Annotated in this window: 16 protein-coding genes; 9 read left to right on the plus strand and 7 right to left on the minus strand. The window is 63.0% G+C overall.

The genetic code is table 11. The features are described 5' to 3' along the window. The first annotated feature begins 135 nt into the window (after positions 1 to 135). The 3 genes from ACNOHI_RS15295 (at position 136) to ACNOHI_RS15305 (ending at position 3983) form a co-directional block, all read left to right on the plus strand. Entirely contained in the window at positions 136 to 1281 is a 1146-nt protein-coding gene (locus tag ACNOHI_RS15295) for a TRAP transporter substrate-binding protein (RefSeq protein ID WP_420475542.1), read from the plus strand. A gap of 108 nt (positions 1282 to 1389) precedes the next feature. Beyond that, positions 1390 to 2016, plus strand: a complete 627-nt coding sequence (locus ACNOHI_RS15300; RefSeq protein ID WP_420475543.1) for a TRAP transporter small permease subunit — start codon at positions 1390 to 1392, stop codon at positions 2014 to 2016. After that, positions 2013 to 3983: a TRAP transporter large permease gene (locus ACNOHI_RS15305; RefSeq protein ID WP_420475544.1), complete on the plus strand. Its 1971-nt coding sequence runs from the start codon at positions 2013 to 2015 to the stop codon at positions 3981 to 3983. The genes ACNOHI_RS15300 and ACNOHI_RS15305 overlap by 4 nt, the downstream gene beginning before the upstream one ends. On the opposite strand, the gene ACNOHI_RS15310 is transcribed toward ACNOHI_RS15305, so the two are convergent. Both ACNOHI_RS15310 and ACNOHI_RS15315 read right to left on the minus strand, forming a co-directional pair. Beyond that, positions 3980 to 6040: a histidine kinase gene (locus ACNOHI_RS15310; protein ID WP_420475545.1), complete on the minus strand. Its 2061-nt coding sequence runs from the start codon at positions 6038 to 6040 to the stop codon at positions 3980 to 3982. The genes ACNOHI_RS15305 and ACNOHI_RS15310 overlap by 4 nt on opposite strands. A gap of 188 nt (positions 6041 to 6228) precedes the next feature. Next, positions 6229 to 7131 (minus strand): LysR substrate-binding domain-containing protein, encoded by a 903-nt coding sequence (locus tag ACNOHI_RS15315; RefSeq protein ID WP_420475546.1) that lies wholly within the window; start codon positions 7129 to 7131, stop codon positions 6229 to 6231. A 120-nt stretch (positions 7132 to 7251) separates the two neighbouring features. Here ACNOHI_RS15315 and ACNOHI_RS15320 point away from each other — a divergent pair, with 120 nt between their 5' ends. The 3 genes from ACNOHI_RS15320 to ACNOHI_RS15330 are packed head-to-tail and all read left to right on the plus strand — an operon-like array spanning position 7252 to position 9478. Further along, a complete protein-coding gene (locus ACNOHI_RS15320) occupies positions 7252 to 7887 on the plus strand; it encodes a glutathione S-transferase family protein (RefSeq protein ID WP_420475547.1) in 636 nt (211 codons plus the stop codon). Position 7888: 1 nt separating this feature from the next. Continuing rightward, a complete protein-coding gene (locus ACNOHI_RS15325) occupies positions 7889 to 8842 on the plus strand; it encodes a pyridoxamine 5'-phosphate oxidase family protein (protein WP_420475548.1) in 954 nt (317 codons plus the stop codon). A gap of 51 nt (positions 8843 to 8893) precedes the next feature. After that, entirely contained in the window at positions 8894 to 9478 is a 585-nt protein-coding gene (locus ACNOHI_RS15330) for a phospholipase D family protein (RefSeq protein ID WP_420475788.1), read from the plus strand. A gap of 1 nt (position 9479) precedes the next feature. Here the strand turns inward: ACNOHI_RS15330 and ACNOHI_RS15335 are convergent, their stop codons facing one another. After that, positions 9480 to 10397, minus strand: coding sequence for a DUF808 domain-containing protein (locus tag ACNOHI_RS15335; protein ID WP_420475549.1), 918 nt, complete (start codon positions 10395 to 10397; stop codon positions 9480 to 9482). Between the two features lie 133 nt (positions 10398 to 10530). On the opposite strand from ACNOHI_RS15335, the gene ACNOHI_RS15340 reads away from it, so the two are divergent. Next, positions 10531 to 11196 carry a 1-acyl-sn-glycerol-3-phosphate acyltransferase gene (locus ACNOHI_RS15340; protein WP_420475550.1) on the plus strand — a complete coding sequence of 222 codons (666 nt, stop codon included), beginning with the start codon at positions 10531 to 10533 and terminating at the stop codon, positions 11194 to 11196. Here the strand turns inward: ACNOHI_RS15340 and ACNOHI_RS15345 are convergent. The 3 genes from ACNOHI_RS15345 to ACNOHI_RS15355 form a co-directional block, all read right to left on the minus strand. Continuing rightward, positions 11170 to 11535: a hypothetical protein gene (locus ACNOHI_RS15345; protein WP_420475551.1), complete on the minus strand. Its 366-nt coding sequence runs from the start codon at positions 11533 to 11535 to the stop codon at positions 11170 to 11172. The genes ACNOHI_RS15340 and ACNOHI_RS15345 overlap by 27 nt on opposite strands. 174 nt (positions 11536 to 11709) lie before the next feature. Then, a complete protein-coding gene (locus ACNOHI_RS15350) occupies positions 11710 to 13905 on the minus strand; it encodes a DUF1631 family protein (RefSeq protein WP_420475552.1) in 2196 nt (731 codons plus the stop codon). A gap of 379 nt (positions 13906 to 14284) precedes the next feature. After that, the gene (locus ACNOHI_RS15355) at positions 14285 to 16141 is read right to left on the minus strand and encodes a phosphoenolpyruvate carboxykinase (GTP) (RefSeq protein WP_420475553.1); all 1857 of its coding nucleotides are present in this window, start codon (positions 16139 to 16141) and stop codon (positions 14285 to 14287) included. Between the two features lie 355 nt (positions 16142 to 16496). Between ACNOHI_RS15355 and ACNOHI_RS15360 the strand changes: the two genes are divergently transcribed. Next, entirely contained in the window at positions 16497 to 17486 is a 990-nt protein-coding gene (locus tag ACNOHI_RS15360; protein WP_420475554.1) for a D-2-hydroxyacid dehydrogenase family protein, read from the plus strand. 4 nt (positions 17487 to 17490) lie between these two features. Continuing rightward, a complete protein-coding gene (locus ACNOHI_RS15365; RefSeq protein WP_420475555.1) occupies positions 17491 to 20241 on the plus strand; it encodes a M16 family metallopeptidase in 2751 nt (916 codons plus the stop codon). Here ACNOHI_RS15365 and cynS read toward each other — a convergent pair. After that, positions 20235 to 20678, minus strand: a complete 444-nt coding sequence (gene cynS, locus ACNOHI_RS15370; RefSeq protein ID WP_420475556.1) for a cyanase — start codon at positions 20676 to 20678, stop codon at positions 20235 to 20237. The genes ACNOHI_RS15365 and cynS overlap by 7 nt on opposite strands. Positions 20679 to 20704: the final 26 nt, after the last annotated feature.

The raw sequence follows: 20704 nt of genomic DNA on the forward strand, positions 1-20704 counted from the left end.
CGGCTTGCCCATCTCCGTCCCGGCGGCGCATTCTTTGCGAGTTCGTCCTATTGCTCGTTATCAAGTCTCGTTGAAATCCCCCGGACGACAATGATCAGGTATTACAAAACCTAAAACCCATCTAGGAGACATACCGTGAAAAAGACTGGCAAACAGAATCCCCAGGTCCAATCCTCGCGCCGCGGCTTCCTCGGCAAGGCGGCTGCGGGCACCGCCACCGCGATCGCGTTTCCCGCGGTAGCGACGGCGCAGGCACCGACCCAGTTCCGCTTCCAGAGCACATGGCCGGCGAAGGATATCTTCCACGAATACGCGAACGACTTCGCCAAGAAGGTCAATGACATGACCGGCGGCGAACTCAAGATCGAAGTGTTGCCGGCCGGCGCGGTGGTGCCCGCTTTCGGCCTGCTCGACGCCGTGTCCAAGGGCACGCTCGACGGCGGCCACGGCGTGATGGGCTACAACTACGGCAAACAGGCGGCGATTGCGCTGTGGACGTCCGGGCCGGCCTTCGGCATGGATGCCAACATGGTATTGGCGTGGCACAAGTATGGCGGCGGCAAGGAGTTGCTGGCCAAGCTCTACGACTCCATCGGCGCGAATATCGTTTCCTTCCTGAGTGGTCCGATGCCGACCCAGCCGTTGGGCTGGTTCAAGAAACCGATAACCAAGCCCGCCGATTTCAAGGGCCTGAAGTTCCGCACCAACGGCCTCGCGATCGACCTGTTTACCTCGATGGGTGCGGCAGTGAACGCCCTGCCAGGCGGTGAAATCGTGCCGGCAATGGACCGCGGCCTGCTCGACGGCGCCGAGTTCAACAATGCCACCTCCGACCGCATCCTCGGCTTCCCCGACGTCTCCAAGATCTGCATGCTGCAGAGCTTCCACCAGAGCTCGGAACAGTTCGAGATCACCTTCAACAAAACCAAGTTCAATGCCCTGCCGGCCAAGCTGAAGGCCATTATCGAGAACGCGGTGGAATCGGCCTCGGCCGACATGTCGTGGAAGGCGGTCGACCGCTACTCCGCCGACTACCGCGAACTGCAGACCAAGAACGGCGTGAAGTTCTACAAGACGCCGGATACCTTCCTGCAGGAGCAACTCAAGGTATGGGACGAGGTGGTGGCCAAGAAGGGCGAGGGCAACCCGCTGTTCAAGGAAGTGGAAGCCTCGATGCGCGCCTTTGCGGAACGCGCGGTGAAGTGGGACATGGACACCAACAACCCGCGCCGCATGGCCTACAACCACTACTTCGGCAAGCAGCCGGCGAAGAAAGGTTGATCATCGCGTAGCGTGAAGGAAACACCATCTTGCAAGTCAGGATGGTGTTTTTTTTGATTGCCGCGGCGGTCTGCTCGCGTGGGGCCGCCGCCTCACGAGGTCCCGACAATGCAAAAGTTCCTGTTCTTCGTTGACAGGGTGAGCACCTGGGTGGGGCAGGCCTTTGCCTGGCTCATCCTGGTCCTCACCTTGCAGGTTTCCTGGGAGGTATTCTCGCGTTATGTGCTCAACAAGCCCAACGCGTGGTCCTTCGACCTGATGATCATGATGTACGGCACCGCCTTCATGATGGCGGGCGCCTATACGCTCTCCAAGAACGGCCATGTGCGCGGCGACGTGCTGTACGGCTTTTTCCCGCCGCGCCTGCAGGCCGCGCTCGACCTGCTGCTCTACATCCTGTTCTTCATCCCCGGCGTCGTCGCCCTCGTCTGGGCGGGGTACACCTACGCGGCCGAATCCTGGGCCATCAATGAACATTCCACGCTGACCGCCAACGGCCCGCCGCTCTATCCGTTCAAGACGGTGATCCCGATTGCGGGCGCGTTGCTGCTGGCACAGGGCCTGGTGGAGATTGTCCGCTGCATCGCCTGCCTGCGCGAAGGCGACTGGCCCGCGCGCGAACAGGACGTCGAGGAAGTCGATGTCGACAAGCTCAAGGAGATGGTGCAGGTGAAAGACGAGGACATCGCGAAGCTGGACGCATTCGTCACCCACGGGAAAGGGGACAAGCAATGAGGAAAGAAGTCTGGTTCGGCCTCACCATCATGGCCATGGTGGTCATCGGCGTCTTTGTCCTCATGCCGTCACCGTCCGAAATGACCAATGGTCACCTCGGCCTGCTGATGCTCGCGCTGGTGGTTGTCGCCATCATGCTCGGCTTCCCGACAGCGTTCACGTTGATGGGCATGGGGGTGTTCTTCGCATGGCTCGCGTACAACAGCCGCAGTCCTCACGAGGCGGTCGGGCTTACGCTGGACCTCATGGTGCAGCGCGCCTATGCGGTGATGGCCAACGACGTGCTGATCTCGATTCCGCTGTTCGTGTTCATGGGCTACCTCGTCGAACGCGCCAACCTGATCGACCGGCTGTTCAAGAGCCTGCACCTGGCAATGGCGCGCGTCCCCGGCTCCCTCGCCGTTGCCACCATCGTCACCTGTGCGATCTTCGCCACCGCCACCGGGATCGTCGGCGCGGTGGTGACGCTGATGGGCCTGCTGGCGTTCCCGGCGATGCTCAAGGCGGGATACAACGTCAGGCTTTCCGCCGGCGCCATTACCGCAGGCGGCTGCCTCGGCATCCTGATCCCGCCGTCGGTGCTGCTGATCGTGTACGGCGCGACCGCCGGCGTTTCGGTCGTCAAGCTGTATGCCGGCGCGTTCTTTCCGGGGATTATGCTCGCGGGGTTGTATCTCGCTTATGTGATTGTTGTCGCGAAGCTGAAGCCGCATTACGCACCGCCGCTGTCCGAAGAGGACCGGCGGGTCCCCCTGCCCGCTTGGGCGTCCGGGATTGCACAAGGCGGAAGCAGCAATGCTGTCGCCGGCCTGCTCGGCGCGCTACGCGGCAAGCGGCCCGCAGGCGTGACCTCCGGTACGCTGCTCGGACAGCTTGGCATTGCGCTGCTGCCCGCGCTCGCCTTCGCGCTGGCCATGGGACTCACCTATCGCGCCGTGACCACCGTCGAAAAGCAGGACACAGAGGGCGTGGTGCAGATGGGCGAAGGCATGGACTCGGGCACGGAATCGACCGAGTCCGGCAGCGCCGACCTGGCCGAGCCGCCGACGGAGGGCGGCTTGGCCGAACCACCTGCCGCCGGTGCCCTCGCCGAGCCGCCTTCGGAGGACAAGAAGCCGGAAGCAGCAGTCGTTCCGACGCCTGCCGCACCTGCTGACAAGGCGCCCGCGGAAAAAACGGATGTCACACCTGCGCCGGAGGAAGGCGATACCAAGCCCGCGCCCATGTCCTACTGGATCGCGCTTGGCGTCGGACTGGCAGCCATGCTGGTCTTCTATGCGATTTTCAGCTTCGCGCGGCTGGAAATCTTCAAGATGCTGCTCGGCTCCTTCTTCCCGCTGGCGATCCTCATCATGGCCGTGCTCGGCGCCATCGTGTTCGGCCTGGCCACGCCGACCGAGGCGGCGGCCATGGGTTCCCTCGGCGGCCTGATCCTGGCAGCGGCCTACAAGCGGCTCAACTTGGCGGTGCTGAAGGAATCCGTCTTCCTCACAGCGAAGACGAGCGCGATGGTGTGCTGGCTGTTCGTCGGGTCAAGCATCTTCTCGGCGGCGTTCGCGCTGCTGGGCGGACAGGAGATCATCAACAACTGGGTGCTGTCGCTCGACATGACGCCGCTGCAGTTCATGATCCTGGCGCAGGTCATCATCTTCCTGCTCGGCTGGCCGCTGGAGTGGACCGAGATCATCGTGATCTTCATGCCGATCTTCATCCCGCTGCTGGCGCATTTCGAGGTCGATCCGCTGTTCTTCGGCCTGCTGGTCGCGCTCAACCTGCAGACGGCCTTCCTGTCGCCGCCGGTGGCGATGGCTGCGTTCTATCTGAAAGGGGTGTCGCCGCCGCATGTGACGCTGAACCAGATCTTCCTGGGCATGCTGCCTTTCATGGCAATCCAAGTGCTGGCGCTGATCCTGCTGTACATGTTCCCGGCAATCGGGTTGTGGCTGCCGGAGCTGCTGTACAACTAGGCGGCGGCGGCCGAAGTGGCCGAGGCGGGAATCGTAATGGTGAGCGTGGTGCCCTTGCCGGGCGCGCTCGCCATGCGGAACTCGCCGCCAAGCGTGTAGATGCGCTCCCGGATACCGATCAGGCCGAAGGAGCGCGGCTTGCGCATGTTGCCGGGGAAGCCGCCCACGCCGTCGTCCGAAATTTCGATCTCGAGGCCGTCGTACTTGCGCTTCAGACGGATGTCGACATGCGTCGCGTAGGCATGCCGGCTGACGTTGGTCAGCGATTCCTGCAGGATGCGGAAGACCGATGTCGCCGCTTCCTCATCCAGCATGCCATCGATGTCGCCGCCCTCGATCTCCAGGGTGCATGACACGCCGCTGCGCTGGCGGAACTGCTGCACCTGCCATTCGAAGGCGCACTGCAGGCCGAGGTCGAGCACGGGCGGCCGCAGGTCGTTGATGATGGCGCGGATCGAGCGGACCACGTTGTCCACCTGGGACAGCAGGCCATGGAGGCGCTCATTGATCGTCGAATGGGCCTGGCGCGTTTCACTTTCCAGCAGCGATACGTCGATGCGCAGGGCGAGCAGGTTCTGTCCGAGATCGTCGTGGATTTCACGCGCGATGCGCTTGCGCTCGTCTTCCTTGACGCGCGCCTGGTGTGCGGCCAGTTCGCGCAATTCGGTCTGCGACTGCCTGAGCGCCTGCTCCGCTTCCTTGCGCGCGGTGATGTCTCGGCCGGTGCCGCGATAGCCGAGGAATTCGCCGTTTGCGCCAAGCAGCGGTTCTCCGCTGACCGACATCCAGTGCACGCGGCCCCGCTTGTTGCGTATGCAGTATTCCAGATTGCTGAAGGGCCGGTGCGATTTGAGCACCTGCAGATGCTCCTCGAAGTCCTTCTCATCGACTTCCAGCGGCATATCGCTCCGGGTCTTGCCGATGAGTTCGCGGGTCGGCGTGTCGCCGAAAATGGTCTCGCCGCTGATCATGGTGAAACGGAATTCGGCATCCTGTTCCCAGTACCAGTCGGATGACATGCGCGTCAGGCGCTCGAATCGCTCCTCGCTTGCGCGCAGGGCGCTTTCGATGCGCTTGCGTGCGTCGATGTCCTGGGTCAGCCGTGCGTTGCTGCGGGCAAGGTAGGCGGCCTGGACGGCGAGGGACTGCAGGTAAAGCGCGAGCAGGATGCTGAATGACATGCCGCCTGCCAGGGCCATCCAGGCAGATGAGTACGATGTCTCGGATGCACCTTTTGCGGGCGTGCTGACGATGAGCCAGCGGACCCCGGCCGCATCGACATGACGGGTAATGCTCGCGGCGTGCGTACCAGGCTCGGCCTTCACCTCGGACTGGACGGGCGCTTGCCTGGTGGTGCTGTACACAAACTCGGTTTCTTGTCCGTTGTCCACAAAGATGCTGACGTCGATATCGGGCGCATCCATGAGCGCCGCGCGTTGCAAGACGCGTTCCACGAACTCCTGCGCCCGCAAGACGACGGCGTTATAGCCGATGACGATGTCGCCTCGATCGCCGTTCCGGTAAACCGGCATCATCACGGCGAATGCACGCTTGCCGCCCGCCTCCGGCCGGAGGGTGAACATGCGCGTGGCGCTTGGAAGTCCGGTGAACTGTACGCGCTCCAGCGCGGGGTCTTTCTCCAGGAACGGGGAGATATCCATGCCGCGCGCATGCAGGTTGCCGTCCGCGGGAGCGACCTGGTCGACGACGTAGTAGCGGCGCTTGCTGTCAGCCGAGTCGATGCGCACGAAGGAAAACACTTGCACGTAGGGATACAGTTCGGCAAGTCGCGTGGCGACGTCAAGAAATTGCCGCCGGTTGACTTCATCGCCACCGGAAAAGAGGCTGTTGACGAGTGTCAGCCCGTGCAGCGCGTCGTCGAAGCTCTGCTGGAAGGCTGCCTGCCGCGCAACGGCGGCCTGCTCAAAGGCATTGCGGTGCTGGTGCGCTTCGGATGTGGCAAGCCAGACGGAAAGAATGCCCGTCAACGCGAGCCCCGCCCCCAGCACAAGAAGGGCTGCGAGTGAAACCGGCTTTTGCGAGACGGAGCAGGACAAGGTATTCCTCGATCGGTAATTCTTGTTGGGGCTATCCGAAATCCTACGGTACATTATTTGCTGCAGTGCAGCGGAAGTTTGCGAAATCGCACTTCATTGAGTTATGTCAATAAAATGTTCAGGGGCTTCCGCTACAGACTTGCCAAATAGAAAGTATTGGTTTCAAATCAGTGACACTTTTGGTTTCTCTACAGCCGGGTGAAGTCCTGTGCACGCAAACGGGGCACGGCAAGATCAATAAAAGCGCGCACCCGCGCGGGCATCAGTCTGCCATGCGGATACACGATGGACACCGGAAGGGGATCGGTCTCGAATTTTCGCAGCACGGGCTTGAGCCGCCCCTGGCGCACGGCGTCCTGGACCTGATAGGACAGGAAGGCACCCAGCGCCACCCCGTCGCAGCAGGCGTCGACGGCCGCTTCCACCGAGTTGGTGGAGATGCGTGGCGGAACCCTTACTCCCACCAGCCGGCCGTTTTCGCGGAACTGCCACTCGCTGAGCACGCTCCGCCCGGTAAAGCGGATGCTGGCGTGCTTCTCAAGATCCGCAGGATGGCGCGGGACGCCGTTCGCCTTCAGGTAGTCCGGGCTGCCGCAGATGACGCGGCGCAGCGACGCCACGGGAACCGCATGCAAGGTCGAATCGGCGAGATGGCCGATGCGCACGGCAAGATCCACGCCTTCCTCGATCAGGTCGATGCTGCGGTCGAGCATCAGCATGTCCACCGTGACGGCCGGATGCAGCCGCATGAAGGCGTGGACCAGCGGCGCAACGTGCAGGCGTCCGAAGAAGACCGGCATGGTGATGACCAGCTTGCCGGCCGGCGTGGCCCGTGCATCAAACAGCGTGTCTTCCGCCTCTTCCAGTTGTCCGAGCGCCTGGCGGCAAATGGCAAGGTAGCGATGCCCTTCATCGGTCAGGTGGATGCGGCGCGTGGTGCGATTGAACAGGCGTACGCCGAGCTTGTCCTCCAGCTCCGCCAGCCGCCGTACGACCGTCGGCAGTGACGTGTCGAGGGACACTGCCGCCGCCGTCAGGCTGCCGCGGTCGGCGATGGCGATGAAGGTCTGGATGCCGCGCAGTTTGTCCATGGTGTCCCAAGCTCGAAAATATTACTTCAAATTATGAAGTAATCTGCTTCATTTGCTGCCATTTATTCAGCAATCGGCCCGAGGCACAATCGGTTCTCCCGACAACGAAGGAGATCCGACATGCATCCGAACCCGCCCATCAAGCTCTACCGCAGCCTCATTTCCGGCCACGCGCACCGCGCGGAACTGTTCCTGTCCCTGCTCGGCCTGGCGTACGCGCCAATCGATATCGACCTGCGTGCCGGCCAGAACAAAACGCCGGAATTCCTCAAGGTGAATCCCTTCGGCCAGGTGCCGGCCATCGACGACAACGGCGTGGTGATCGCGGACTCGAATGCGATCCTCGTGTACCTCGCAACGAAATACGGTGAGCCGCACTGGCTCCCGCGCGACCCTGCCGGCGCGGCGCAGGTGCAGCGCTGGCTGTCGGTGGCGGCCAGCGAAATTGCCTTCGGCCCGGCAACCGCACGGCTCGGCAAGCGCTTCGGGGCGCCAGTCGACATGGAAGCCGCATTGCGGCGTACCGAGCGCCTGTTCCGTGTGCTGGAGAGTGAATTGCAGTCCCGCGCCTTCCTCCTCGGCGAGCGTGTAACGATCGCTGACGTGGCCGGTTACAGCTATATCGCCCGCGCGCCGGAAGGCGACATCGCACTCGACCCGTATCCCGCCATCCGTGCCTGGCTCGCGCGCATCGAGGCGCTATCCGGCTTCCTGCCGATGATCGAACTGCCGCCGCTGGCGGCAAAGGCAGCCTGAAATGAACGAAGCCGCGAACAGGGCCGCACCCTTCCATCCCGGCGAGCAGGCGGCGCAGGTGCGTGCCGGCGTGCGCGCACAGATGGAAAAGGTAGGCGCGGTGGTGCTGCGCGATTTCATGCCCGAGCAGCACCGGGAATTTTTTCCGCTGCTGCCGACGCTGTTTGCAGGGGCGGAGGATGAAAACGGTCGCCTCTGGGCGTCCGTGCTCACGGGGCCGCCGGGTTTCGTTTCCTCGCCGGCGCAGGCGGCGCTGCGCGTCGATGCGTTGCCCGCGAAGGACGACCCACTGGCGTCAGCGCTTCAGCCTGGCAAGGCGATCGGCCTGTTGGGACTGCAGTTCGAGACACGGCGCCGTAATCGCGCCAACGGAACCGTCGCGTCCCTCGATGCGCGCGGATTCGACTTCGCGCTGGCGCAAAGCTTCGGCAACTGCGCGAAGTACATCCAGACGCGCGAACTGGACGACAGTCCCGCAGCCCAGCCCAAACCCGTGACGCACGGAGGTGCACTACTGCCGGACGCTGCAACCGCGCTCATCGGGCGCGCGGACACCTTCTTCATTGCGACGGGCACCGGGGTGGAAAACAGCCCTGCCCATGGCGCCGACGTTTCCCATCGCGGCGGCCGTCCCGGCTTCGTGCATATCGACGAAAGCGGCATGCTCGCGTGGCCCGACTTCCAGGGAAACAACTTCTTCAACACCATCGGCAACCTTGCTGCCGACGGCAGGGCCGGCCTGCTTTTCATCGACTTCGCGCGCGGCGACCTGCTGCACTTGAGCGGAACGGCCGGCACCGACTGGGATGGTCCCGACGTCGCGCGTCTCGCCGGCGCGAAGCGCGTGATGCGCTTCCAGACCCAACACCATGTATTTCGTCCGGGTGCCCTGCCGATGCGATGGCGCCTGAAGGAAGCGTCGCCCCATCTTGAAGGGACGGGCACATGGGGATGATTGTTGTTGCCGAAGGGAACTCTGCGGGCGGGAGCGACTCACAGCGCCATGATGATGAATTTGCTCCCTGCCCTGGTGCTTCTCTGCGCACTCGATGTCCACGCACGCCAGCCGACGCTGGTCGATGAAATTTCGCGCGCCATCCAGGCGCGCACCGATACCGCGCCCGCGAGCGCGCAGGTCGAAGCAGGCTATTCGCCCGAGGGCAGTGCGGAACGTCTGGTGCTGAAGGTCATCCATGCGTCGCGCAAGAGCATTCGCCTTGCCGCTTATTCCTTCACATCGCCGAAGGTCGTGCGCGCGCTCGTCGATGCCGGCAGACGCGGGGTCGACGTGCGGCTCGTCGTCGACGAAAAGGGCAATGCAACCAAGTCGGGCCTCGCCGCGCTCAACCTGCTGGTCAACGCGGGCATTCCTGTGCGCACGAACGGCGAGTATGCCATCCACCACGACAAGTACATCATCAGCGACGGCCTGCATGTGCAGACCGGCTCGTTCAATTACTCGCAGGCAGCGGCAGGTTCGAACAGCGAGAATGTGCTCGTGGTATGGCACAACGCCGTGCTCGCGGCGTCCTACCTGCGGCATTGGCAGAGCCGCTTCGACGAAGGGAAGCCCTACCGTTCCGGTTTTTGAATCAGGAGCGGGCTGTCTTGCGGAAGACGCGCTGAACAGCACTCACCACCGCGAGCACGATGCCGCCGGCAATCACTCCCGCAACGCCGTTGCCCAGCGCCGAGGTCACCGGCTCCAGCGCCCCCGTCGCATGCGCCGCGCTTTCGACAAGGTGATGCACAGCCGGGATGCCGTGCGCAAGGATGCCGCCGCCAACCATGAACATGGCCGCCGTACCAAGCACCGAGAGCGTCTTCATCAGCGCGGGCGCGATGCGCAGCAGCAGGCGACCGATGGCCTGGCGCAGGCCGCTCCCGCCTTTGCTCAAGTAAAGCCCCGCATCGTCGAGCTTGACGATGCCCGCGACCAGGCCATACACGCCGACAGTCATGATCGCGGCCACGCCGACCAGCACGGCAACGCGCTGCGCGAAGGAGGCGTCGGCCACGGTGCCGAGTGCGATCACGATGATTTCCGCCGACAGGATGAAGTCGGTGCGCACCGCGCCCTGCACCTTCTCCTTCTCGAACGCGACAATGTCCACCGACGGGTTGGCCAGCGCGCTGACGCGCTCGGCGTGATGCGCGTCGTCTTCGTGTTTGCTGTGCAGGAATTTGTGTGCGATTTTTTCGAAGCCTTCATAGCAAAGGAAGGCGCCGCCGATCATCAGCAGGGGCGTCACCGCCCACGGCGCAAAGGCACTGATGGCCAATGCAGCCGGCACAAGGATCGCCTTGTTCTTCAGTGAGCCCTTGGCCACCGCCCACACGACGGGCAACTCGCGATCGGCTTGCACGCCCGACACCTGCTGCGCATTAAGCGCCAAGTCGTCGCCGAGCACACCGGCTGTTTTCTTCGCGGCGACCTTGGTCATCGCGGCCACGTCATCGAGGATGGTGGCGATGTCGTCAAGCAGGGCTAACAGGCTGGCTCCGGCCATGGGATTCCTTGTTGGAAATGTCAGAAGTTGCAGATTTAAGCATGAATACGCCCATGCAGTCATGACAACAACTGTGGCGCGCCGTTCACTTCGCCTTTCCAGCAAGCAATGAATGGGCGGATAATGCGTCGTCATGGCTGATCATTACCTCACCCCATCCAACGTGAGCACGCGCTGGCAGCGATGTGCCGTGCGCATGCTTGCCCTCTTCGGCTGGCGCGTCAATTTTGCCCCGCTGCCCGGCCCGCGCGGCGTCGTCATTGTCTACCCGCATACCTCGAACTGGGATTTCATCATCGGCCTGCTCGCCAAATGGGCGATGGGCATCCATTTCCGCTGGCTGGGAAAGGAAGCGCTGTTCAAGGGCGCGTGCGGCGCGTTGCTGGGCCCGCTGTTCCGCGCCTGGGGCGGCGAGCCGATCGAACGCGGCACCAGCACCGGCGCGATCGAACGCCTGGCGGCGCAGATCAGGTCGGCCGACGAATACTGGCTGGCGCTGGCGCCGGAAGGCACGCGCAAGTACCGCGACGCCTGGCGCAGCGGGTTCTACCATATTGCGGTCACCGCCGGCGTACCGCTCGGCATGGCCACCTTTGATTATGCTGCCAGGGAAGTGCGGCTGGTCAGCTATGCGACGCTCACCGGCGACGTGGATGCCGATCTGGCCGACATACGCGAAGCGTATCGCAGCTGCCACGGACTGAAGCACGAATGTGCCGCGCCGATCGTGTTTTCAAAGGGCACGCAACAGGTTGCTGCCCCCGTGAAGCAATCAGGAAGCGTCCGGCGCAATGCCTGATTGCGGAACGCGCGGGACAGGATCGACTGTTCCATGCGTCTGTTGATATTCGCGCTCGATATGCGAGAAAAAGGTCGACGCGCCATACCTTTCCTTGAACCAGCGGCACCACTCCGCATCCTCGCGCAACGCGGCGTCGGCTTTCTCCATGGCTTCCAGCTGGCGCGCCTTGTCCTCGGCATCCGAGACGGCACGTTGCGCGGCAGTTTCCGCGTCGCGCACTTGCTGCGTCAGCGACGCATTCACCGCCTGCAGACGCTCGATGGTACGCGCCGCCGACTCCACGAGCTCCAGCAAGTCATCGAGGGTGATGTTCTTGTTGCCTTCTTCCTGCGCCAACGGATTTCTCCCAAATAAACCGCATAACGGTTTGCTTAGGTGCGCAAACGCCCGCCCAGTTCCGCGCCGCGCCATGCAAGGGCGGACTTATCGAAAAATGTGATGCAAAAACCGGCGATCGGGAAAAAAAGAGGCGCGACCAGTGACCTGTCGCGCCGTGGGGAAAACCGCACACTATGCCGCTGACTTCGCTTCCATCGTGTGGTCGTTTGAGCCGTCCGCACCGAAGACTGACGCGAGCGCACGACCCACCAGTCCGGTGAGGGACACCACCTTGGCGCGCTCTTCGCGCAGCGCCTGCGCGAGTGCTTCGGCGGAGATCGAGAGCGCCTCCTGCCGGTCCCTGGTGGAGAACAGGTAGAGGCCGCGCGTCGGGCTGACCCAGGCCAGCTTGATCTTCATTGCCGTACCATCCTTGCGCGTGAATTCCATCCAGGTGCCGCGTTCGAGCCCGTCGACGATTTGGTCGAATTGATCCGGTTCGGGATCCGGTTGCCGCGTCGCCTGGCGCTGCGCGCGACGTTCTGCCGCCTGCTTGGCGACCGCCAGGGCAATCTGCATCTGGCGTTCCGGCGACAACTCGAGCGGGGCGCGCACGATGGAAGCGTGGCATTCAGCCAGTTCCTTGAAGAAGCGTTCGCGGTCGTCGCCGTGCCACTTGATCAGGTCCAGCCACTTGTTGAGCATGGCGATCATGGGCGGCAGCTTGGCCAGGAGTTCCTTGCGCTCGGCGGCCGTGATTTTCGGCTTTACGCTCCAGCAGAGGTCGTCCATGGTCCTGATGGCGCTATCCGCCGCCTGCGGCTTGTCATCCTTCACGCCGTAGGCAAGCGTGAGCACGCGCACCCATTTGTCTTCGAGGAAGGTCTCGACGAAAGCGACGACTTCGCCGGTGCCGACACGCATGGCAACCTCGTTCTTTGCCGCTTTCAGGCACTGGTCGTGCTTTTCCTGCTGCAGCGCGTTGCCGATGGAATTGGCCAGCACCTGCTCGGTCGCGGTGTCGTCGCGCTTGATGAAGGCCGTCAGTTCCGTCGCGACGTCGGCGAAGACCGCCATGCGCTGCTCGGATTCCTGCTGGATGCGTTTGACGCTGCGCTCGATGACGACGAAGAGCGGGTCGGCGTTGCCCTTGCGGGTGTCCCAGCCGACGGCCAGCCTGGCCATCAGGTCCACCACGCGACGCGCCGGGTGTCCTGCCTTGAAAAAGAAATCCTTGTCCTGCACCGCCGCCTTCAGGACCGGCACCTGCAGCGAACCGATCATCGCCTTCATTTCATCCGCGATATGCTCGTCGGCGAACACCATGCCGAAAATTTTCTTGAGCAGGTTGATGACGCTCGTGTCCGTCGCCGTCAGCGCACCGACGGGGGCATCCCTGCGGATGCGGTCGAGAATCTCGACATAGAACGGTGTGACAGGCTTTCCGGCTGCGGGCGCGTGCGTCGCAATGCTCCGCTGCACCGCCGACAGGAAACCCATGAGCTCATTGCGCGATGCTGTCGCCTGCAACGCCTCTTCGGCAAACAGCGAAGGAAAATCGGTCGGCAGCGCGCGCTCGGCCGTTCCCGCGGTCTTCTTTTCTTCCGCAGGGAACAGGCGGCGCAATTGACGCGTCACCGGGTCCAGTGCCGCTTCATCCTGGCCCGGCGAGGATTTTTTTTCTTCGTCAAGCGTGGCAACCAGTGCCGACGCCGGCAAGTGCGGCACGATACCCCGCTTGATCAGCGACATGTTCAGCGCATGCAGTACCGGCGCGAGGTCGAGGCACAGTGCCGGCCCGAGCACGCGGTACACCAGGTGGTGCGCGCCGGCATCCGGCTGGAATTCGCACCAGGATTCGTGGATCACCGACAGGAAGACGTGCGGGCGGAACGGATTGTGGGCCGTCTGCAGGGTTTCGCGCCCGAGCAGTGAGGCCAAGCGGATATTGAGCGCGGTCAGGCGGGTATTGTTCTCACCTTCAATGGCGCGCGCGGCCTTGATCAGGCACAGCTTCTTGTCCACTTCGATTTCCGGCGGCAACGACGCGGGGACGGCGGCCGATTCCTGGACCGTGCCGGGGTATTCGGCGGCCAGCACTTCGTTATGCAGTGCGGCGCCGAGCCTTTCGGACATCACGTAATAGAAGGGATAGCGATTGCGCTTGAGAAGCGCGGCCGAGGCATTGAGCAGCTTCGCCTGCTGCGCATCGCCGGACGACTTCGCCTCTGCGGCCAGCGCATCGGCCATGCGCGTGATGAATCCATCAATCTGCTTGTTGGCCAGGTTCGCCGCCGTGTCCGCGAGCTCCTGCAATACCTCGATCCGCAGGGAAGGCGGAATCGGGTTTGCGCCGGGCGCATCGGTCGGTGTTGCGTGGGGAACCATGGCGTTGCCGCATCGAGTGAGATAGAGAGAGTATGTCCAGTAAACCAGACCACCGCTTCATTCTTGCACAATATTGCCGTACGGCAAGATCTCAATTGTAAGGAAACGTTACTTGCCGTATGGCAACTTTTCATCCTTTACTTATGGGTGCAAGCGCTTACTACGTAGCTTGGCGTTTAATTCTTGGAAGGCTCTCGGTTTTATTCCACCTTAAACCAGTATAGACGTAGACGAATTCCTCGCCAAAGCTGACAAGGCGTAACAAATTCCTTGCCGTTCGGCACCTCCATCACGCTGCCGATACGCGAAAAAAAACGGCCGGAATATCCGGCCGTTTTTCAACTCCTGCCCGGCGAGCCGGGCGGGAAATCTGCAGGCGTTATGCCGCCAGGCGCTTTTCCAGCTGCGCTTTGGTCGACTCCAGTTCGCTCGGCAGATGGTACTTCAGCTTGTCGAACAGCTCGGCATGCAGCTTCAGCTCGGCTTCCCAGGCGGCCTTGTCGATCGACGTGATGCGGTCGAACTGTGCCTGGGTGAATTCCAGGCCGTCCCACTTCAGGTCTTCGTAGCGCGGGGTGACACCGAAGATGTTTTCGCTGCCGCCTGCCTTGCCTTCGATGCGATCCAGCATCCACTTCAGCACGCGCATGTTGTCGCCGAAGCCCGGCCACACGAACTTGCCGTTTTCGTCGGTGCGGAACCAGTTCACGCAGAAGATCTTCGGCAGCTCGGCCGGCGAAGCGGCAATCTTCTTGCCGATGTTCAGCCAGTGCTGGAAGTAGTCGCTCATGTTGTAGCCCATGAACGGCAGCATCGCGAACGGGTCGCGGCGCACCACGCCCTGCTGGCCGGCAGCTGCAGCGGTGGTTTCGGAGCCCATGGTCGCAGCCATGTAGACGCCTTCGACCCAGTTACGGGCTTCGGTGACCAGCGGCACGGTGGTCGAACGGCGGCCGCCGAAGATGAAGGCCGAGATCGGCACACCAGCCGGATCGTCCCATGCCGGGTCGATCACGGGGTTCTGGGTGGCGGCAACCGTGAAGCGCGCGTTCGGATGCGCAGCCTTGCGGCCGGTTTCCTTGGCGATTTCAGGCGTCCAGTCCTTGCCCTGCCAGTCGATGGCGTGTGCCGGCGGTTCCTTGGTCATGCCTTCCCACCACACGTCGCCGTCGTCGGTCAGCGCGACGTTGGTGAAGATGGTGTTCGCCGTTAGCGAGGACATGCAGTTGGAGTTGGTCGCGGTGTTGGTGCCCGGGGCTACGCCAAAGTAGCCGGCTTCCGGGTTGATCGCGTACAGGCGGCCATCCTTGCCCGGCTTGATCCAGGCGATGTCGTCGCCGATGGTGGTGACCTTCCAGCCGTTGAAGGCCTTCGGTGGGATCAACATCGCGAAGTTGGTCTTGCCGCAGGCCGACGGGAAGGCGGCAGCCACGTAGTGTTTCTTGCCTTCCGGCGATTCCACGCCGAGGATCAGCATGTGTTCGGCCAGCCAGCCCTGGTCGCGGCCCATGGTGGACGCGATGCGCAGCGCGAAGCACTTCTTGCCCAGCAGCGCGTTGCCGCCGTAGCCGGAGCCGAAGGACCAGATTTCACGGGTTTCCGGATAGTGGACGATGTACTTGGTCTGGTTGCACGGCCATGCCACATCCTTCTCACCGGCGGCCAGCGGCTTGCCGACCGTGTGCACGCAGGGCACGAACTCGCCTTCGGCGCCAAGCACGTCGTACACGGCCTTGCCCATGCGGGTCATGATGCGCATGTTGACGACGACGTACGGGGAGTCGGACAGTTCGATGCCGATGTGGGCGATCGGGGAACCCAGCGGGCCCATGGAGAACGGCACCACGTACATGGTGCGGCCGCGCATGCAGCCGTCGAACAGCCCGTTCAGCGTCACGCGCATTTCAGCGGGCGCCATCCAGTTATTGGTCGGGCCGGCGTCTTCCTCTTTTTCAGAGCAGATGAAGGTGCGGTCTTCGACGCGCGCCACATCCGACGGGTCGGAGCAGGCCAGGTAGCTGTTCGGGCGCTTGGCGTCGTTCAGCTTCTTCATGGTGCCGGCGGCGACCATTTCCGCGCACAGCCGATCGTATTCTTCCTGGGAGCCGTCGCACCAGGTGATGCTTTCGGGCTTGGTCAGCGCCGCGATTTCGGCAACCCAGTTGATCAGCTTCTGGTTCTTGACGTAAGTTGGTGCATTCAAAGCTGCAATGCCTCCCATAACGGGTTGGTTCATAAAAAACTACCTCCAATGCCAATAAAGAAACCTGTCTTGTCCCGGTGCGGCAGGATCGTCGTCAGCTTTTGGCTCGGCTAGTGCAGTGGTCTAGCGGTACGGCGGTCATGTCGAAGGCGGTCATGATGTAGGACCGCGCTGCCCGAAAAATGGAATAATGGTCGGGCTGGTGGGGGCGTCAGCTCCAGAGGGAGTGACGACATATAAGTTACTGATTGTACACGGCGCAACCCCTCGGCTCAATGATTTACAACAAAATTGTAGGAAAAATAGTTGAGTTTTGTAGTAGGTATTTCCCCTTTCTTCCAAGACTCGTATCTTTGCTACGGTTTTATGACAACCTCGGCAAGAACATATGAAAATAGCCATCCTCGACGATTACCAGGACTGCGTCCGGCACCTCGATTGCTTCCGCCTGTTAGAGGGGCATGATGTCAAAGTGTTCACGAACAGCGCAAAAGGTGTAGTACAGCTTGCGCTGCGTCTAAAGGACTTCGATGCGCTGGTCCTGATCCGTGAACGCACTGTCTTCAACCGCCAGCTGCTCGGCAAGCTGCCCATGCTCAAGCTCATCTCGCAGACCGGCAAGGTGAGCGGTCACATCGATGTCGCGACGGCCACCGAAAACGGTATTGCGATCGCCGAAGGCGTGGGCGACCCGACCGCGCCGGCCGAGCTGACCTGGGCGCTGATCATGGCGTCTTCTCGGAAAGTCCCGCAGTACGCCGCCAACCTGCGCGATGGCTTGTGGCAGACGGCTTCGATCAATCCGGAACTCAACACGCTGGGCACCGTGCTCAAGGGCAGGACGCTCGGCATCTGGGGCCTCGGGCGCATCGGCCGGCTGGTCGCGGGCTATGGCAAGGCCTTCGGCATGCACGTGATGGTCTGGGGCAGCGAAGCCAGCCGCGATGCCGCCCGGCAGCTCGGCTATTCAGCGGCAGATTCGCGCGAAGCCTTCTTCGCGCAGTCGGACGTGCTGTCCCTGCACCTTCGGCTCAGCGACGTCACGCGCGGTCTCGTCACGGAAGAAGACCTGAACCGGATGAAACCGTCCGCCCTGCTCGTCAACACCAGCCGGGCAGAACTGCTTGCGGAGGGCGCGCTTGACGCTGCGCTGAGGCGGGGCCGTCCCGGTTTTGCCGCCATCGACGTGTTCGAATCCGAACCCCTGCCGCCGAAGACATCGCTGCTGTCCATTCCCACCCTGCTGGCCACGCCGCATATCGGTTACGTCGAGAAAGACAGCTACGAGCTGTACTTCCGCGCCGCCTTCCAGAACGTGGTCGACTTCGCCAACGGCACGCCGAAAAACATCCTGAATCCCGACGCATTGAACCGGTAGATGCATGCCACGACTTGAACCGACGCGTGCACTGAAGGCGCTGCTGCTTTGTATGGCCTGCCTCGGTGTACTGGCATCTGCGCGGGCCCAGTTGCCCGAGGGTATCCGCCATGTCACGACGGTCGAAGGCGTGGACGAATACCGGCTGGCGAACGGCCTGCGCATCCTGCTCGCCGCGGACAACGCGAGGCCCGTCGTCACCGTCAACCTGGTCTACCTCGTCGGATCCCGCCATGAGGGTGCGGGCGAAGCCGGCATGGCCCACCTCCTGGAGCATCTCGTCTTTAAAGGCACGTCGTCCACGCCCGACCCGAAGGCGCAGTTCGCGCAGCGCGGCATGCAGTGGAACGGCACCACTTCCTACGATCGCACGAACTACTACGCCACCTTCAACGCCGAGGGCGACAACCTCGACTGGTATCTCGGCTGGCTAGCCGATTCCATGGTCAACGCCTCCATCGCGCGACGCGACCTGGACAGCGAGATGACCGTGGTGCGCAACGAATTCGAACGCGCCGCCGTCCGCGCCGATGTCGCGCTCTATCAGGGCGTGCTCGCTGCAGCCTTCCAGTGGCATCCCTACGGCCGTGCCGTCATCGGCACGCAGTCGGACATCGAGAACGTGTCGATCGCGCGGCTGCAGAATTTTTACAAACATTACTATCAGCCGGACAATGCCGCGCTTGTCGTCGCCGGGAAGATCGACCGGGACGCGGTGCTTGGACGCATCGCCGCTGTATTCGGTACGCTGCCGGCGCCTACCCGTACGCTTGAACCGCCTTACACCCGGGAACCGGTGCAGCAGGGCGAACGCCATGTCACGCTGCGCAGGACCGGCGCCTCGCCGCTGATTGCCGTGGCCTACCACGCAGTGCCTGGCGGCAGCCGCGATTCCGCCGCACTCGCGGTCCTGCGACAGGTGCTCACCGCTGCACCGGGAGGAAGGCTGCATCAGGCACTCGTCCAGGCGGGCCTGGCCAGTTCGGTGTTCGACTGGACACAAACGACGCGCGAACCGGGTTTCGTATACCTGGGCGCCTTGCTTGCGGACAGTGCCGAATTCGACACCGCGCAGAAGGCCATGACCGATGCGCTCGAATCGATGGCGCCCGCCGCCGAGGAGGAAGTCGCGCGCGCGAAGACACTCATCGTCAACGCCATCAACCGCCGGCTTCTCGACGCGCACGGCGTGGCCATGAGCCTGACCGACGCGATTGCTGCCGGTGACTGGCGCCTGGGTTTCGCGATGCGCGACTGGATAGGCGAGGTGACACCCGCCGACGTTGATCGTCTCGCGCGTGCCATCCTCGTGCAAAGCAACCGCACCAGCGGACGCTTCATTCCCACCGCGCAGGCGGTCCGCGCGCCCGTGCACCAGGTGGCGGACCTCGACACCCTGCTGAAGGACTATCGCGGGCGGCCGCCAGCGGTCGACGCCGACACCTTTGCGATGACCAACGCGGAAATCGACGCGCGTACGCAGGCCTCCATCCTGCCGGGCGGCATGAAGCTCGCCATCCTGCCGCGCGCCACGAAGGGCGAGCGCGTGAACGGGACGCTTCGCCTGCGCTGGGGAAGCGTCGAAACCCTGCGCGGCAGGCGTGCCGATGGGCTGCTGCTGCCGAGCATGATGCTCAAGGGCACCGCTCAGCGCTCACGCACCGAGCTGAACAACCTGCTGTCGGACATGGACAGCTCCATGGCGGTCAGTGCGATTGCGCCCGCCGGCGGCAGTCTGGTGGGTCTCGCGATCGACTTCAACGTCCCGCGGAAAAATCTCGAGCGCATGCTGGAGTTGCTGGCCGATGTCGTGCGAACCCCCGCCTTCCCGACGGACGAGTTCGAACAGGCGCGACGCGCTTATGTCGCGCAAGTCCTGGCCGGGCAGAATGATCCTGCGACCCATGCCGACTCTGCGCTCGCCCGTCACACCATGCGCTATGAGAAGGATGACCCGCGCAGCGCATGGACGGCACAGGAAACGCACCAGGCTGCACGCGAAGCGACGGTGGAACGCATGCAGGACTTCTACCGGGAGTTTGCCGGCGCCGCGCATGCCGAACTCGCCATGGTCGGCCCGCTTGATGCGGCGGTGGCGGCCGAACAGTTGCGCACACTGTTCGACGCCTGGCGCAGCCCGCATGCCTTCACGCGCATTCCGCGGCCCTACCAGGACGTGCCTGCAATAAACGTCGTGCTCGACATGCCCGGCAAGACCAATGCCGCCTATGCCGCCATCCTGCCGATCGCGCTCGAGGAAACGGATGCGGACACGCCCGCGCTCTTTACGGCCATCCAATTGCTCGGCGGACGCGCCGGTACGCGCCTCTGGAACCGACTGCGCGAGAAGGAGGGGTTGAGTTACGGCGTGAACGCTTCATTGCGCGTGGGCACACGCGACCGGAACGGCCGCATTTCCATCACTGGCACGTTCGCGCCGCAAAACCGGGAGCGCTTCGAGGCGGCATTGCGCGACGAGCTGGATAAGGTGCTGGCCGATGGCTACACCGCGCTCGAAGTGGATTTCGCGAAGAGCGCGATCCTGCGCGTGCGCCGGCAGTCGATTACGGAGGAACGCACCGTGGCTGCCATGCTGGCCGACAACCTCTTCTGGGGAAGGACGATGACCTGGCGCGAGCAGCGCGACAAGGACTACGCCGCGCTCACCCCGGAACAAGTGAACGCGGCGCTGAAGAAATACCTTGATCCGGCAAGGATGTCCGAGGCAATCGCGGGTGACTTCGCCGGTCAGTAAGTCTTGTAGGGCAGGAACTTCCCCGACAGCACAACGTTGACGCGGTCGCCTTTCGGATCGGGCTCGCGCGTAATGTCCATTGAAAAGTCGATCGCGCTCATGATGCCGTCGCCGAACTCTTCATGGATCAATTCCTTGATGGTCGTGCCGTACACGTTCACGATCTCGTACCAGCGGTAGATCAGCGGGTCGGTCGGTACCGCCGTCGGCAGCGAGCCCTTGTACGGCACGATCTGCAGCCACGCCGCTTCCTCATCCGTCAATTCGAACAGGCCTTGCGCGGCCTCGGCCTGCGCCTTGGTGAAGGTCATCTGGCCGAGGCATGCCGCAGTCGTCCATTCCTTGCTATGGCCGATGCGTTCGGCGATGTCCTTCCACTTCAGGCCCTTCCTGACTTTGGCTTCGATGATCTTGCGGGTCACTTCGTTGCGATCCATGGGCTTCCTCGTTGATGTGGTTGACG

Origin of the sequence: Noviherbaspirillum sp. ST9 (assembly GCF_048799745.1) — a bacterium.
Classification (GTDB): Bacteria; Pseudomonadota; Gammaproteobacteria; order Burkholderiales; family Burkholderiaceae_D; genus Noviherbaspirillum.

Coding starts and splice junctions, on each gene's coding strand:
- ACNOHI_RS15340 (WP_420475550.1), top strand. CDS start 10,531: ATGGCTGATCATTACCTCACCCCATCCAACGTGAGCACGCGCTGGCAG.
- ACNOHI_RS15360 (WP_420475554.1), top strand. CDS start 16,497: ATGAAAATAGCCATCCTCGACGATTACCAGGACTGCGTCCGGCACCTC.
- cynS (WP_420475556.1), bottom strand. CDS start 20,678: ATGGATCGCAACGAAGTGACCCGCAAGATCATCGAAGCCAAAGTCAGG.
- ACNOHI_RS15320 (WP_420475547.1), top strand. CDS start 7,252: ATGCATCCGAACCCGCCCATCAAGCTCTACCGCAGCCTCATTTCCGGC.
- ACNOHI_RS15335 (WP_420475549.1), bottom strand. CDS start 10,397: ATGGCCGGAGCCAGCCTGTTAGCCCTGCTTGACGACATCGCCACCATC.
- ACNOHI_RS15305 (WP_420475544.1), top strand. CDS start 2,013: ATGAGGAAAGAAGTCTGGTTCGGCCTCACCATCATGGCCATGGTGGTC.
- ACNOHI_RS15300 (WP_420475543.1), top strand. CDS start 1,390: ATGCAAAAGTTCCTGTTCTTCGTTGACAGGGTGAGCACCTGGGTGGGG.
- ACNOHI_RS15355 (WP_420475553.1), bottom strand. CDS start 16,141: ATGAACCAACCCGTTATGGGAGGCATTGCAGCTTTGAATGCACCAACT.
- ACNOHI_RS15350 (WP_420475552.1), bottom strand. CDS start 13,905: ATGGTTCCCCACGCAACACCGACCGATGCGCCCGGCGCAAACCCGATT.
- ACNOHI_RS15325 (WP_420475548.1), top strand. CDS start 7,889: ATGAACGAAGCCGCGAACAGGGCCGCACCCTTCCATCCCGGCGAGCAG.
- ACNOHI_RS15365 (WP_420475555.1), top strand. CDS start 17,491: ATGCCACGACTTGAACCGACGCGTGCACTGAAGGCGCTGCTGCTTTGT.
- ACNOHI_RS15330 (WP_420475788.1), top strand. CDS start 8,894: ATGATGAATTTGCTCCCTGCCCTGGTGCTTCTCTGCGCACTCGATGTC.
- ACNOHI_RS15315 (WP_420475546.1), bottom strand. CDS start 7,131: ATGGACAAACTGCGCGGCATCCAGACCTTCATCGCCATCGCCGACCGC.